A 13984-nucleotide genomic window follows, 5' to 3' on the forward strand; every position below is an offset into this window, starting at 1 on the left:
ATGAAGCGCATAAGAGTTTTGATGTATTTTTGTACAAAATTGAATGGTATGTTTAGATTTATGTGGACTCACCCTACGTCACTTCTTTTAAGCAGATAGCGTTAACAACAATGATCATAGAAAGGTAAGGATACAAAGAATGGGCATTAACTTTAGAGAAAAAGTTCGTTCCAATCGCTTGCATAACAGCCAGGATTCAGGCGATCGAGAAATAGCCGCTTTATGGCATTTTGAAAGTGATCGGGGGCGTATCATCAACTCGGCTGCTATTCGCCGTTTACAGCAAAAAACCCAAGTGTTTCCTTTAGAGCGTAATGCTGCTGTACGCAGCCGCCTAACCCATTCCATGGAGGTACAACAGGTAGGGCGCTACATCAGCCAGCTTATTTTCCAACGCTTAGCCAAGGAAAAAGGCAAGCTTGAAAAATATGGCCTAGACGGTTTAGATCGTCAGTTTGAATCCATCGTTGAGATGTCTTGCTTAATGCATGATGTAGGCAATCCGCCCTTCGGTCACTTTGGCGAAGACACCATGATCAAATGGTTTGAGAAACATACAAGTCAATTTCTTAAGCGTTTTATGCCAGATACTGACGACTCAGACATCAAACTCAACGACGAACTAACCGCGCTAAAACGTGACATATGTAACTTTGAAGGTAACGCTCAAGCGATTCGTTTGGTTCACAGTTTACTTGCGCTCAACCTTACCTACAGCCAATTGTCTGGCATTATGAAATACACTCGTCGTGGTGATACGCCCAAACCAGACAAAGATTACCTACAGAAAAAGGTCGGCTTTTATTTGAGTGAAGCGCCCTTTATCAAGGTATTAAGAGAAGCGTTAAACATTCAAGAAGGAAGGCGCTCTCCCTTTGCCTACATCATGGAAGCCGCTGATGATATTTCTTATGGTGTGGCAGACATCGAAGATGCCGAAGAGAAAGGCATTTTATCCATTGCCGATTTGCCAAATATTTTGCGTGAAGAGTTTATCAATACTTGCCAATCTGATGATTTCAAACTGCCAGTCAATCAGATAATGGAAGACATTATTGACTCTGCCAAATCAATGTATCGACAAAACAAAATCGACAGTATGTTCTTCGTTGGGCTGCGTGTAGGTATCAATAAAGAACTGCCTAAATACGCTTGTAAACGTTTTATCGACAATATCGATACCATCTTCCATGGCTCCTTTAATAACGCACTGATTGAAGATGGTAGCTATCATCACGCCGTGGTTGAAACACTCAAAACCGTCGCTCGAAAATACGCCTTCAGTACGCCTGAAGTAGAAGGGCAAGAGCTACAAGGCTATCGAATCATCAATGGTTTACTGGATATTTATGCCCCATTGCTCAAACTAGACAGAGCCAGCTTCAACAAGGTTCTAGACAACGATAAAAAAGCGCCAGCTTACGAGGCGAGAGTATTTAGAAAACTCTCGCAAAAACACATACGCGCCTACCGATCCGCCATAGAAGAGAAAAAACTAGCGGAATTTAAAAAACACTTCGAAAACGGCGACCTCAAATCCATCAGCGACGATGCTTGGGAGTTCTACTTTCGTTGTCGACTGATACAAGACTACATCAGTGGCATGACAGATCAATTTGCCTATGACGAATACCGCGCTTTGCATGTGATTGATTAGAAAGGGAGCAAGCATGAAAGGCCCCAACCCAAATAATAAAGAGCCGATGAAAGGCTTCCCACAAGTAGGTTACCTTAAAAATTTTATCACCCGAGACAATATCATCGTCGGAGATTATACCTACTACGATGATCCTGAAGGACCAGAACGTTTTGAAAACAATGTGCTTTATCATTTTGATTTTATCGGTGACCAATTAATTATTGGAAAATTTTGTGCCATTGCCAAAGACGTTCGGTTTATTATGAATGGTGCGAATCATGCTAATGCAGGGTTCTCGACGTATCCGTTTTATATTTTCGGCAACGGTTGGGAAAAGGCGGCACCCAAAACCGGCGATCTACCCTACAAAGGCGATACGAAGATCGGTCATGATGTGTGGATTGGCTATGAAGCTACCGTTATGCCCGGTGTGCAAATTGGTAACGGTGCCATTATTGCCAGTAAATCCGTCGTGACATCCGATGTGCCAGCTTACTGCGTCGTCGGTGGGAACCCTGCCAAGGTCATCAAATACCGTTTTGACGAGCCGACCATCCAAACATTACAAGAGATTGCTTGGTGGGATTGGGGATCGGAGAAAATCACCCAACATTTGGATGCCATCGTTGGTGCTGATTTAGCTCGGTTACAAGCAGCAAAAGACGACTAATTCTAAAATGAGGTAAACGCTATGATTAAACAAGTTGGCCCAACAGAAATAAAGCTTAAGCACAAAGCAAGCTGCCATTGCGGAGCGGTTGAATTGGAATTAACCTTGCCAAACGGCATCGAAAACCCAAGACGCTGTGATTGCTCTATTTGTCGTCGTAAGGGAGCCATTGTGGCTTCCGTCACATTGGATAACCTGCGTATCGTCAAAGGCCATGATGTATTAAAGCTTTACCAATTTAATACCCACACCGCTAAACATTTTTTCTGTTCAAACTGTGGTATTTACACCCACCATCAACGTCGATCCGCCCCCACACAATATGGCTACAATATCGGCTGCTTAGAAGGTGTTAATCCTTATGATCTTGGTGACGTTGTAGTAAACGATGGTGTGAACCATCCGGCTGATCGATGATGTTTGTTTAACCGGAAGTGTTTATATGGTTATTGATCTCTCAGTAGCCCATCCACATCGTTGTGCATGGGCCGACTCCGCGCCGGATTTCCCCCATTATCATGATAACGAGTGGGGTTTCCCCGTCGCAGATGATCAGCGTTTGTTTGAAAAGCTCTGTCTGGAAACCTTTCAATCCGGCCTGAGTTGGCGAACCATTCTGAGTAAACGAGAAAATTTTCGTTCAGCCTTTGCGCAATTCGACTTTCATAAAGTGGCGCAATTTGGCGAGCAAGAAATCGCCGAGTTGCTTAACAATGAAGGCATCGTTCGTAATAAACGCAAAATCCTCGCGGTCATCAACAATGCCAAACGTGCCCTAGAAATGGTCGATAAAGAAGGTTCTTTAGCTACGTTTATCTGGCGCTATGAGCCCGACGAAAACACCTTGCCACCACCCGAAACCCAAACTACCTGCCCAGAATCCGTCGCCCTTTCCAAAGCACTCAAAAAACGCGGCTGGCAGTTCGTCGGCCCAACCACCCTGTACGCCTTTATGCAATCCATGGGACTCATCAATGACCATGCAGAACACTGTTTTATGCGAGAAGAAGTTGATCGAGCGAGGAAAGGGTTTGTGAGGCCATGAAAAACATCCATGCGATGTGATCATTTTTGAGTATGAATCACGGCTTTCAAGTCAAAGTTAAGGGATTTAAGCACCTTTACTATGGTGTCGAATTGCGGCCGAGAACCGGATCGCAGGGCTTTGTAAAGACTTTCGCGTCCTAACCCACTGTCTTTAGCTATCTGCGTCATACCTCGCGCTTTGGCAATATGGCCAAGAGCATGAATGAGCTCATCGGTATCACCATCCTCAAGCACCATAGATAAATAAGTAGCAATATCTTCGTCTGTACGAAGTTGCTTTGCCATATCAAAGTTGGTCAATTCTTTTATTGAAGTCATGTCGCTTCATCCAGTTTTATAGCTCGCTGTTTAGCCAATTCTATGTCTCTGCTTTGCGTCGATTTATTGCCACCAGCCAACGTTATGATCAAAGTCGTCCCTCGTTGGACGTAATACATTCTCCAGCCTGGTCCATAATGCTCTCATTTCATACAAGCCATCACCTATAGGCTTAACATCGCCAAGTAATCCACGTGAAGCCTGTTCTAGACGGCGGGCTAAACGAATTCTAGGCGAGTGACCTTTTAGCCGACGCAGCCAAAGGTTGAACTCATCCGTGAGTTTAATATCATACATAAAACAATCCGTATCCATTTGAATACAATAAGGTTGTTTTTAATCTAATCTCAATGCTTTTTACATTCATGCAACCCATAGGACTCATTAACAACCACGCGAAAAGTTAGTAAAGTCAACCTTTCCAAGAACAAAAACAGCGCTTGAACTAATCTATAACCATGTAGATCATCAGTACCTGCATCTTGCCAGATGAGTATCTAAACTGTGATTTAAAGGCAGGTGTGCCTATAGGCGATGCGCCAAAGAATGGAAAGGTTTTAAAGGATAGAGTGGTCTCTCATATGAGAGGGTTGCAGAAGAATCCGAATTGAATCAAAAAGTACTGTAAACACAATTCGATCCGTTATGCGGCATAGAATATATAAATCTCCGCTGGGTTAATAACAAAGGGGAAGTTTGATGGGTAAGCCGATCTAATAACTTGAAGCCATTTTCTCCACCAGATAATCCACAAAGACTCTGACTCGTGCTGGCATATGTTGTCCGCCAATAAACACCGCATGGATAACTTCCTTGTCCTGTGGGTTGAAGTCTTCCAATAAAGGGACGAGTTGACCCAATGCGAGGGCTTTTTCAATATGAAAGTTCCCCACTCGGGTAATGCCAATGTCCTCCATCACCAGTTCGACTAGCGTTTCCCCATTGTTGGAGGTCATATTGCCTTTGATGGGTAAAATATAGTCTTCGCCGTTTTCACGAAATGGCCAGCCCGGTTCTAGCCGCTGAAAACTAAAATCCAGACAATTAAAATGTTGCAAATCCGCTGGCGTTTTAGGGATTCCGGCTTGTGCTAAATAGTTCGGTGTGGCAATAACCGTTCTACCTGTTTCCCCAAGGCGTCTTGCGGTTAAATTACTGTCGGGTAGCGGGCCAAAACGGATTGCGACGTCAATATGACCATCTGCCACATTGCTAATCTTATCACTCACTTCGACTTCGATTTTAATATTGGGATAACGCTGCAAAAACTCTTTATATAAGGGAATCATGGTCAAACGGCTATAAGCTGTTGGGGTACTGACTTTGATTAATCCGCTTGGGTTTGCTCTATCAGCGATTGTGCGCTCCGTTTCTTCTAGATCTTTCAAAATACGCCGAGCAGCAAGGGCATAGGATTCGCCCTCACTGGTTAAGTAAAGCTTGCGGGTAGAGCGAACAAGCAGACGAACCCCTAAACGCTTCTCTATTCTTGTCATCATGCGGCTCACTGCCGAGGGGGTGAGTCCCTGTGCTCTTGCGGCTCCACTTAAACTTCCCGTCATGGCAACGGCTAAGAATGTTTCCATCTCGGTGGTTTTATCAACTTTTACTTGCTTCATTTGTGAATCCAATGCAAAACAGAATCGCTTTTTTACCCACTATTCAGGTTTGGGTCGTCTCGTTATATTCCCTAATATCATAAATAAACGGGGATTAATATGAAGATTAACTTTCCATTAATGGCGTTGGCCATGGGCGCTTTTGGAATTGGTGTCACGGAATTTTCTCCCATGGGGATGTTGCCAGTGATTGCCGGGGATTTAGGTGTTTCTATTCCGACAGCTGGCATGCTTATTAGCGCTTACGCGTTTGGTGTATTAATTGGGGCGCCTGTTATGACTTTACTGTGTGCAAATATGCCACGACGTCGTTTGTTGGTATTGTCCATGGGAATTTTTACCGTGGGGAATGCCATTAGCGCTATGGCCGACAGCTACAGTGCGTTGATGGTTGGGCGTATTATCACATCGTTGAATCACGGTATGTTTTTTGGCATTGGCGCCGTCGTTGCCACGAATATAGTACCGCCGAATAAACGGGCGGGCGCCGTTGCCGCGATGTTTTCGGGTCTTACCATTGCCACCATTGGTGGGGTGCCATTAGCCAGCTTTATTGGCACCGCATTCGGTTGGCGAAGTGCATTTTGGGGAATCGCCGCGATTGGTGTAATGGTGATGGTCGCGTTACGAGTCAGCTTGCCGCCATTAGTCAATCAAGAGAAGGCGAACATTCGCAATGAGTTAACGGTGTTAGGTAAAGGGCCTGTTTTGGCCGCGCTACTGCTAACGGTGGTGGGAGCCAGTTCGATGTTTACCGTATTCACTTACATTGTGCCTATCTTGCAACAAGAAACCCATGAGTCCACAGCCTTTGTGACCGCTATGTTAGTGCTTTATGGTGCTGGGCTTGCCGTGGGGAATATCCTTGGCGGACGTTATGCGGATCGTTCTCTCTACGGGACCTTGATTGCGTCGTTAATCGCGGCGATTTTGCTATTGGTTATTTTTGCAATGGTGATGTCTTCTTCGGTTATGGTGGTACCCCTTATCTTTCTCTGGGGAGTGGCCAGCTTTGCGGTGGTTCCACCCTTGCAATCCCTAGTGGTACACGAAGCCAGCGAAGCACCGAACCTGGCATCTGCCATGAACATTGGCGCCTTTAATCTCGGCAATGCAATTGGGGCAGCCTTAGGTGGTGGCGTCATAAGTATGGGATTGGGCTTACCTGCGGTCGCGTTAGCCGGAGCGGGAACCGCAGCGCTTGGGTTGTTTATGGTACTGGTGTTAAAACGAAACCCGTCAAACCAAGGTAATGAGCAAGTCGCCTCTTCCTAACTAATAAGCGGGGACTGTTTAGGCATTAATCAAAGCATCCCCGCACCAATCTTTGCATCACTTAGCTCTTCGATATGGGACTAAGTTTTGTTCTTTTTTTAGTTTTTTTATAAAGCACATACAAAAAATAACTTTAAAGCGTGAGAAGCTAACAAGTCATCTATAGAACATGCGATTGTCTTTACTGTATAAGTTGAGTAGCAATTTGTAATAACTTTTCTAACCGCAATAAAAAATAAGCCAACTATTCATTACGTCAGTTTACTTTTTAGGATGTGCCTGGATGATAGATTCAAAGACCCCTTTAACAACACAAGCGCTTTTCAATATCATCAACGGTTCAACCTTATTAGCCAGTGGTGGTGGCGGCTCAATTAAAACGGCCTATTCATTTGTTGACCAGATTGTTGGCACGGGTAAAACGATTAATTTGCTATCACCAGCTGATATGAATAGAAGTTATTATGGCGTGGTGGTAGGGGCGATGGGATCGCCTGAAAGCTTTGAAAAAATAGGCTTAAAAGGAGCAGAGGAAAGAGCCATTAAGGTCATGCAGGATCTCTGCAAGCCGAAGGAAATCAACTTTACTATTTCCGTTGAAACGGGCTCAAATATTTTTGTCGCGATGCTCGCCGCAGCCAAAGCGCTAGACTCTGCTATTGTGGTGGATGCAGATGGGGCGGGACGTTCTGTTCCGACCTTATCTTGTTTGAGTTATAGCTCAAAAATAAACATCACGCCTTTTGCTGTTCTCAATGCCCCTCATAGTAAAGACAAAGATCCAGTGGAAGGTGATATTGTTTTAAATTTACCCCTCATTAGTGACGAAGACCCAGACAAGTCGGCGAAGAAAAAAGCGCAAGCCAGTATTATTGAAAACATGGTTAGGCCCATCCTATCTTCTAAAGACAGTTTTGATGGGATAGGTGCCATTTCCGGCTGGCGGATGGATGGTGAACAAGCAAAGTCCGCGTTGGTGCCAGGGACGATTTCTATGTCTCAACGCATTGGAGAGCAACTGAGAGAATACAATGCTGAAGATAAAAATATCATCCCTCGGTTTGCCAGATTTTTAGAAACACTAAACATATCACTCTACAGTTTATCTGATAACAACACTCCTTTTATCCTTAAAAGTAAAGAGAGTATTTCCAGAGGCGGTTTTGATTTTAATATGCTGGTGTTTACGCAAAGTATTAATGAAAATGAAAAAGAGCTTATTGTTATAAATCAAAATGAAAATTTACTTCTTTGGGATAGCGCTAAAGATCACCCTCTGACGATATGCCCTGATTCAATTTGTATGTTGGGTAAATTAGACGAAACGATAAAAGATAGTATTTTATCTGAATTAAAATCACTCAACTATAAAGAAAGACTAGAGGCCGAGAAGTCCCTTGGGGGATGGCATGGTCTTTCGGTAGAAGATGTGGTTGTTGGGCAAAAAATGTATTTGTTTAGTCTACCATCCCCTGAGGCGTTAAAAAATGATAATAAAGAAGTGTTTTCTGCTTTGGCCAAGCAGTTTGGCTACTTCGGATCGTATGAGCCTCTAGATAAGCTACTGGCGAAAGAAAAAATCTAAAGTTCAATAACTGATTACGGTTAGTTTTTCCCATTAATAGAGAGGTTGCATGAAGCTTAGCGAATATTTCGATCAAGAAGAGCATGACTCTATAATTAAAGAGTGTCTTTTTCAATTATGGAATCACTCCAATGATCCTATGTTTATCGTTGCAGTGGAAGAGGATGGTGAATTTTCGCTTTATGATAATAATATAGCCTCTCGAGTGGCAATGGGAATTGAACCGAATCAAATTTATCATCGGAACCGTATTCGAGATATGTTTCCCGAAGAACTTGTTGAAGGTTTTTATAGCACTTATCAAACAGCTATCGCCAGTAGGAAGCCTATGTCCATGGAACAACATACCGTTAAAAATGGAGTGGACGTATTTTTCAATACCTTGTTAGTACCTATTTTTGATAAGCAAGATAATCCAATATTTATTTGCGGTATTAGCCATGAAACGACCAAAATCAGGGCCGCCGAAAAAATGGCCGTTGAAGCAAGTGTAAAGCTAAAGGAATACAACGTTGGGCTAAAGCAGATCAATGAGAGCCTAGATGCGAAAGTAAGAGAGCGAACCGCAGCGTTGGAACTTGCGAAAGCGGAGCTTGAGGAAGCACTAGAAGCGAAGTCGTCGTTTGTCGCTAGAATGAGTCATGAAATTCGCACACCAATTAATGCCGTTATCGGTTTAAGCGATCTTGCTCTTAATACCTCACCTAATAATGAGCAGCAAGACTACTTGCAAAAGATACGAGATTCTGGCGAAATTCTGCTTAGTTTAGTCAATAATGTACTGGACTTTTCAAAAATAGAAGCCGGTAAGTTAACGGCAGAATCCGTACGGTTTTCAACTGAAAAATTGATCCGAACCACTGTTAATATGAATGCGTTTGGCGCGCATGCGAAAAAATTAGAATTGGTAACGGATATCTCTGATGACATTCCTGAGGCTTTGTTAGGGGATCCTCTGCGTATTCAACAAATTTTGGTCAACTTAGTGAGCAATGCGATTAAATTCACTGAGAGTGGAACCATTATTATTCGCTTAAGTTGTACTAAATTGGAGGCAGATAGGACTCTATTACAGTTCGACGTTGTTGATTCAGGGATAGGTATGTCAGCGACACAACTCGAACAACTATTCTCCCCCTTCACACAGGCTGATAACAGTGTCACTCGTGTTTATGGCGGCACGGGCTTAGGTTTAACAATAAGTCGTCAGCTATGTGAGCTAATGAATGGGGAAATCAAAGTCGAAAGTGAACTGGGCAAAGGTTCAACCTTCACTGTCTTATTACCGTTAAAAACCCCCACCGAGCAACCCAAGTTTGAGGTCATTGATTCTGCGAATGTGCTCAAAGTACTTGTCGTCGATGACCATGCTCTATCTCGAGAGATTCTAGCCAAATTATTAGATGGTTTTGGTATAGAAAGTACCTGTGTAGGGAGTGGTTGGGAAGCTATAGATACCATTCGGCAATCAGATCAATCCGGTATGGCGTTCGATGTGGTTTTTATGGATTGGCAGATGCCAGATATGGATGGAATCGAAACATCGAAAAAAATAAAAGAGTTATTTAAGGAGTTAGCACCACCTATTCTGATGATATCCGCCTATGAAAAGCATTATATTCAGTCTTACCTAGATACAGGTATCATTCGACAATTTATAGAAAAACCTATTCGAAAATCCACCTTGTTTGATGCTATTAATCAGTTTTTTAGTATTGAAAAAATGGCGGTGGCGAATGAAGAAATAGAATTTATACCTCAACTATCGAAGTTTCATATTTTACTGGTGGAAGATAACCTTATTAATCAGCAAGTCGCATTGGGTTATTTAAAAGGCACTGGTGTTCAAGTAGATTGCGCTGAAAATGGACAAGTTGCTATTGAGAAGATTCAAGAGACGAAGTATGACCTTGTCCTGATGGATATTCAAATGCCTGTTATGGATGGATTAGCCACCACCTCATTCATTCGTGATATGAGGCTGGATTATGAGCTTCCTATTATTGCCATGACCGCGCACACATCCTCTGAAGACATAGAAAAGAGTCTTGCAGTGGGAATGAATGACCATATTCCTAAACCTATTCCATCGGGCTTGCTTTATCGAATACTGAATAAATACTTAATACAGAGCAGAACAGATAAAAATGAAATCTCTGATTCATTTTCTGAAGAGTTAACTTTAAATGATCGGTTATCTATGCTTTACAAAATAAGTAGTTTAAGAGCGAAAAAGGCGATTTACTCTCTAAAAAGTGATACATCTCTTTATTTGAAAATAGTTCATTCTTTTTGGTCGCAATATAAAGCAATGTTGTCAAACTCTAAAGCCCTATCTCTAACCCTAGATAATCATAGTCTACTAAATGACATACACTCTTTAAAATCCAATGCATCGTATATTGGCGCTGAAGCGATTTCTCAAGATTGCGAAGTGATAGAGCGAAAACTTCTCAATCATGAAGCCATTGATAGCTCTCAGTTAGACGGTATTATCATTAAAATGCGAAGCCTTTTAACCGAGCTTAATCCTGTATTTGGTTTAATTGAGCAAGATGATAATGATTTAGCCCTTCCCCTTAATGTCATACTTGAAAAAGTGTTGGCATTACTGAAGAAAAACGATTTTAAAGTAGAGAGTTATTTTTATACGTTACATCAGAGATTTAAAAATACTGAATATAGAGATGATATAAATAAAATTATTCAGAGTATAACCGACCTTGAATATGAGCAAGCTTCTAATCTTGTTCGCCAACTTTTAATTGAATTATCAGGTAGCTAGAATGTCCCATTCATTTAGTGTTCTTGTTATCGATGATGAAGTGATAAACTTACAAATTATCAGCGATATTTTATGTGACGAAGTAGACATTATAATGGCAAAAAGCGGTGAGCAGGGAGTTCGTAAAGCATTAGAGTTTTCACCAGACTTAATTTTGCTCGATGTTATTATGCCTGATATGGATGGCTTTGAGACAATGAAAAAGCTTAGACAGGATGCTCGCACATGCGATATCCCAGTCATTTTTATAACGGCACTGAATGACATAGATAATGAAGAAAAAGGCCTATTACTTGGGGCAAGTGACTATATTCAAAAGCCAATACATGCTTCGATAATAAAAGCCAGAGTTGCTTTACATCTTAAATTAATAAACCAGCACCGTATATTAGAGCGTTTAAGTACTATAGACCCATTAACTTCTTTGGCAAATCGTCGTAAGTATGAAGAAACGATTCGATCCGAATGGACATTAATGGAAGAGCTTAATCAAACTTTATCCTTAGTGGTTATCGATATTGATAATTTTAAACAATATAACGACTTTTATGGTCATGCTGCTGGTGACGTCGTGTTACAAAGAGTAGCCACTGTTTTAGCTGATAATTTTATTAAAAATAGAGATCTAGTGGCACGGTATGGCGGAGAAGAGTTTGTCGCAATTATGCCAAATACCTTAAAAGAAGAAGCGCTACAGCGTATTAATAAATGTATCGCTGAGGTTCAGGCTATGGCCATTGCATGCAATATAAAAGATAAAAATGTGGTGACCATCAGTGCTGGGGTAGCCTCCATAGCCCCTACACGAGATGCTAAATTTGAGGATTTATTTGCTGCCGCAGATAAGGCCTTATATATGGCAAAAACAAGCGGAAAAAACCAAGTGAAATGGGAACATGTGACTATCAGTGATACGCCTCAAGGAAGCGGCGATTAAGTGCTTCTTATTGCGGCGCTTGTGGAGGAAGGCTTTCTAGTTTCTGTGCCCTATGAAGGCTATTTCGTCCAGTCTTTTAACAATAAAAACTTGAAAGACTTATGTGAAATGCGTATTGGTTTAGAAACGCTGGCGTTCAAATTGATATGGGATCATCGCACTGATAAGTTTGCTGATACACTGGCTACTCGTAATGAAGATCTTAAGCAGGCGATTGTTGCGGAAGATAAAACATGCGCTATTGAAAAAGAACTAGCTTTGCATGCAACGGTTTATGAGTTTTCTGACAATGAATTACTATTGGGGGCTTGGAAGACATTATCAGGTCGATTGCAACTTTATTGGTCTCTTCATCAAAAAGCGCAACATCGTTTAGGTGCAAGAATAGACGGACATGATATTTATATAAGATTGGCAACTGGTAATGATTTGAACGCCATGATTGCTGAAATTGAAGAACACATGGCTCGAGGTATGCAATCCGTTTCAGATTCAATATGATCCCATTAGATTAATTATATCCTAATTCGGCTTTGATATCCTGACTCAACTTATCACTTACATCCTTGTAGATGAGTGTTTTTTCTATTTTTATCTGGTCTTAGTTGCGTTGGCAATATCGTGCAAAGGTCTCTAGTTCGACATCTTTTCAGTTAACATGATAGCGTCTTTGAGGAGTGGCCAGTCTAACAAGCGTTGCTGATACTCCCCTGCAAGACCATCAAAGACAACACCATAATGTTGTAATCGAAAAGCTAGAATGGCAAAAAACGCATCAACGGTTCCGGCATGTTCAAACATAAAAGGCTGTTCTGCTTGAGTGAAAATCGCCCTAAGACGCTCGATCTCCGCTGTTGTTGCCTTGTCCAAATTTGTCAAGGGGGTGACTTTTTCAAGGGTAAATGGACATTGTTTTCTTATGTTCATAAAACCAGAATGCATTTCCATACATAGACTTCTTGCCAAGGCACGTTGTGAGGATGATTTTGGATACAAGGCACCGTCTGAAAGTTCGTTTAAATATTCGGCAATCGCTAAAGAATCATGGATAACAACATCATCAACTAATAAAGCGGGAACGAGACCTGACGGCGAGTACTTAAGTACCTCAGCTTTATATCCTTCTTTTTCCAAATCAATGGCAATAAGCTCCAGTTCAATCCCTGCAATTTTACTGCAAATATAAGCACGTAGTGACCAAGTTGAGAGGGTGCCAATAACTAGTTGCATGTACTTTTCCTTATGCCTGAGAAGGTTAACTTTTTAGCCAGCTTAATCGCTCAATAATGCCGCCGCGCTACCACAGAGGGTCATAATAAACAAAAACCACTTCAAATGTTTGGGGTTGGCCTTGATGGCCATTTTCACGGCTAGGTGTGAACCGAGCATGGTACCTGAGGCGAGGATCAATCCTGGTATCCAGAGGATTTGACCATTCCAAATAAAGACGCCAAGGGCTAATGTGGTGAACCCCATGGTGCAGACCATTTTGAGCGCATTGGTTCTCACTAAATCATAGCGTAATGTGCCTGCCAAGGCGGTGATAAGAATAAAGCCTACGCCTGCTTGTACAAAACCACCGTAGACGCCAGCGATAAATAGGGCGATCCAAGCACTGGGTTTTTCTCTGACCTTAAAGGGTACTGTTCCTTCAGGTGGTGCAATCAAAGTTGGGCGGACAATCATTATTAACGTCATGCCTATCATGGCACTAAGCAGTAAAGGCTTGAGCCAGGTTTCTGGAGCATAGCTTGCAGCAAAAGCCCCAACCACGCCGCCAAGTAATGACGGAATCATCACGGGTAAAATGTCGGCATTATCGAGCTTTTTGGCTTTACGAAAGCCAAAGGTTGCGGTGAGGTTCTGTAAAAATACCCCTACTCGATTGGTGGCGTTGGCTATATCGGCGGGCATGCCCATTACCATTAAAGCGGGTAAGGTGAGGTTGGAACCACCGCCCGCTAAAGTGTTGATGATACCAGCGACAAAACCTGTACCCATAAGCAGTGCAACGGTGAAAAAACTGTAGTCCACTATTTAGTCCTTAAAAAAGGGAAGATGGGGAGTATAGAAAGGCTACCCTATAATGGCTGAGGAGGGAATACGCCA

At 42.3% G+C, this 13984-nt stretch carries 14 protein-coding genes; 9 read left to right on the forward strand and 5 right to left on the reverse strand.

From position 1 onward, the window contains the following. Window positions 1–139: 139 nt before the first annotated feature. The 4 genes from dgt to JHD45_RS20155 are packed head-to-tail and all read left to right on the forward strand — an operon-like array spanning window position 140 to window position 3354. Window positions 140–1657: a dGTPase gene (gene dgt, locus JHD45_RS20140; RefSeq protein ID WP_199478272.1), complete on the forward strand. Its 1518-nt coding sequence runs from the start codon at window positions 140–142 to the stop codon at window positions 1655–1657. Between the two features lie 13 nt (window positions 1658–1670). Then, window positions 1671–2309 carry a Vat family streptogramin A O-acetyltransferase gene (locus tag JHD45_RS20145; RefSeq protein ID WP_199478273.1) on the forward strand — a complete coding sequence of 213 codons (639 nt, stop codon included), beginning with the start codon at window positions 1671–1673 and terminating at the stop codon, window positions 2307–2309. Between the two features lie 21 nt (window positions 2310–2330). After that, entirely contained in the window at window positions 2331–2726 is a 396-nt protein-coding gene (locus JHD45_RS20150; protein WP_199478274.1) for a GFA family protein, read from the forward strand. Between the two features lie 25 nt (window positions 2727–2751). Next, complete coding sequence (locus tag JHD45_RS20155) at window positions 2752–3354, forward strand: DNA-3-methyladenine glycosylase I (RefSeq protein ID WP_199478275.1); 603 nt, start codon at window positions 2752–2754, stop codon at window positions 3352–3354. 20 nt (window positions 3355–3374) lie between these two features. On the opposite strand, the gene JHD45_RS20160 is transcribed toward JHD45_RS20155, so the two are convergent. From JHD45_RS20160 to JHD45_RS20170, 3 genes are all read right to left on the reverse strand, one after another. Beyond that, window positions 3375–3674 (reverse strand): addiction module antidote protein, encoded by a 300-nt coding sequence (locus JHD45_RS20160; protein ID WP_199478276.1) that lies wholly within the window; start codon window positions 3672–3674, stop codon window positions 3375–3377. 63 nt (window positions 3675–3737) lie between these two features. Further along, the gene (locus JHD45_RS20165) at window positions 3738–3971 is read right to left on the reverse strand and encodes a hypothetical protein (RefSeq protein ID WP_199478277.1); all 234 of its coding nucleotides are present in this window, start codon (window positions 3969–3971) and stop codon (window positions 3738–3740) included. Window positions 3972–4387: 416 nt separating this feature from the next. Continuing rightward, entirely contained in the window at window positions 4388–5293 is a 906-nt protein-coding gene (locus JHD45_RS20170; RefSeq protein WP_199478278.1) for a LysR family transcriptional regulator, read from the reverse strand. Window positions 5294–5392: 99 nt separating this feature from the next. On the opposite strand from JHD45_RS20170, the gene JHD45_RS20175 reads away from it, so the two are divergent. The 5 genes from JHD45_RS20175 (at window position 5393) to JHD45_RS20195 (ending at window position 12376) form a co-directional block, all read left to right on the forward strand. Continuing rightward, window positions 5393–6568 (forward strand): MFS transporter, encoded by a 1176-nt coding sequence (locus JHD45_RS20175; RefSeq protein ID WP_199478279.1) that lies wholly within the window; start codon window positions 5393–5395, stop codon window positions 6566–6568. 283 nt (window positions 6569–6851) lie between these two features. Further along, window positions 6852–8153 carry a DUF917 domain-containing protein gene (locus JHD45_RS20180; protein WP_199478280.1) on the forward strand — a complete coding sequence of 434 codons (1302 nt, stop codon included), beginning with the start codon at window positions 6852–6854 and terminating at the stop codon, window positions 8151–8153. A gap of 49 nt (window positions 8154–8202) precedes the next feature. Then, window positions 8203–10938, forward strand: a complete 2736-nt coding sequence (locus JHD45_RS20185) for a response regulator (RefSeq protein ID WP_199478281.1) — start codon at window positions 8203–8205, stop codon at window positions 10936–10938. Between the two features lies 1 nt (window position 10939). Further along, window positions 10940–11875, forward strand: coding sequence for a diguanylate cyclase (locus JHD45_RS20190; RefSeq protein WP_199478282.1), 936 nt, complete (start codon window positions 10940–10942; stop codon window positions 11873–11875). Next, on the forward strand, window positions 11876–12376 hold the full coding sequence (locus JHD45_RS20195; RefSeq protein ID WP_199478283.1) for a GntR family transcriptional regulator: 501 nt from the start codon (window positions 11876–11878) through the stop codon (window positions 12374–12376). A 132-nt stretch (window positions 12377–12508) separates the two neighbouring features. Here the strand turns inward: JHD45_RS20195 and JHD45_RS20200 are convergent, their stop codons facing one another. Both JHD45_RS20200 and JHD45_RS20205 read right to left on the reverse strand, forming a co-directional pair. Then, window positions 12509–13105, reverse strand: coding sequence for a glutathione S-transferase (locus tag JHD45_RS20200; protein ID WP_199478284.1), 597 nt, complete (start codon window positions 13103–13105; stop codon window positions 12509–12511). A 42-nt stretch (window positions 13106–13147) separates the two neighbouring features. Next, window positions 13148–13909: a sulfite exporter TauE/SafE family protein gene (locus JHD45_RS20205; protein WP_067012327.1), complete on the reverse strand. Its 762-nt coding sequence runs from the start codon at window positions 13907–13909 to the stop codon at window positions 13148–13150. Window positions 13910–13984: the final 75 nt, after the last annotated feature.

It is taken from the genome of Marinomonas spartinae (assembly GCF_016461715.1).
GTDB lineage: Bacteria > Pseudomonadota > Gammaproteobacteria > Pseudomonadales > Marinomonadaceae > Marinomonas > Marinomonas spartinae_A.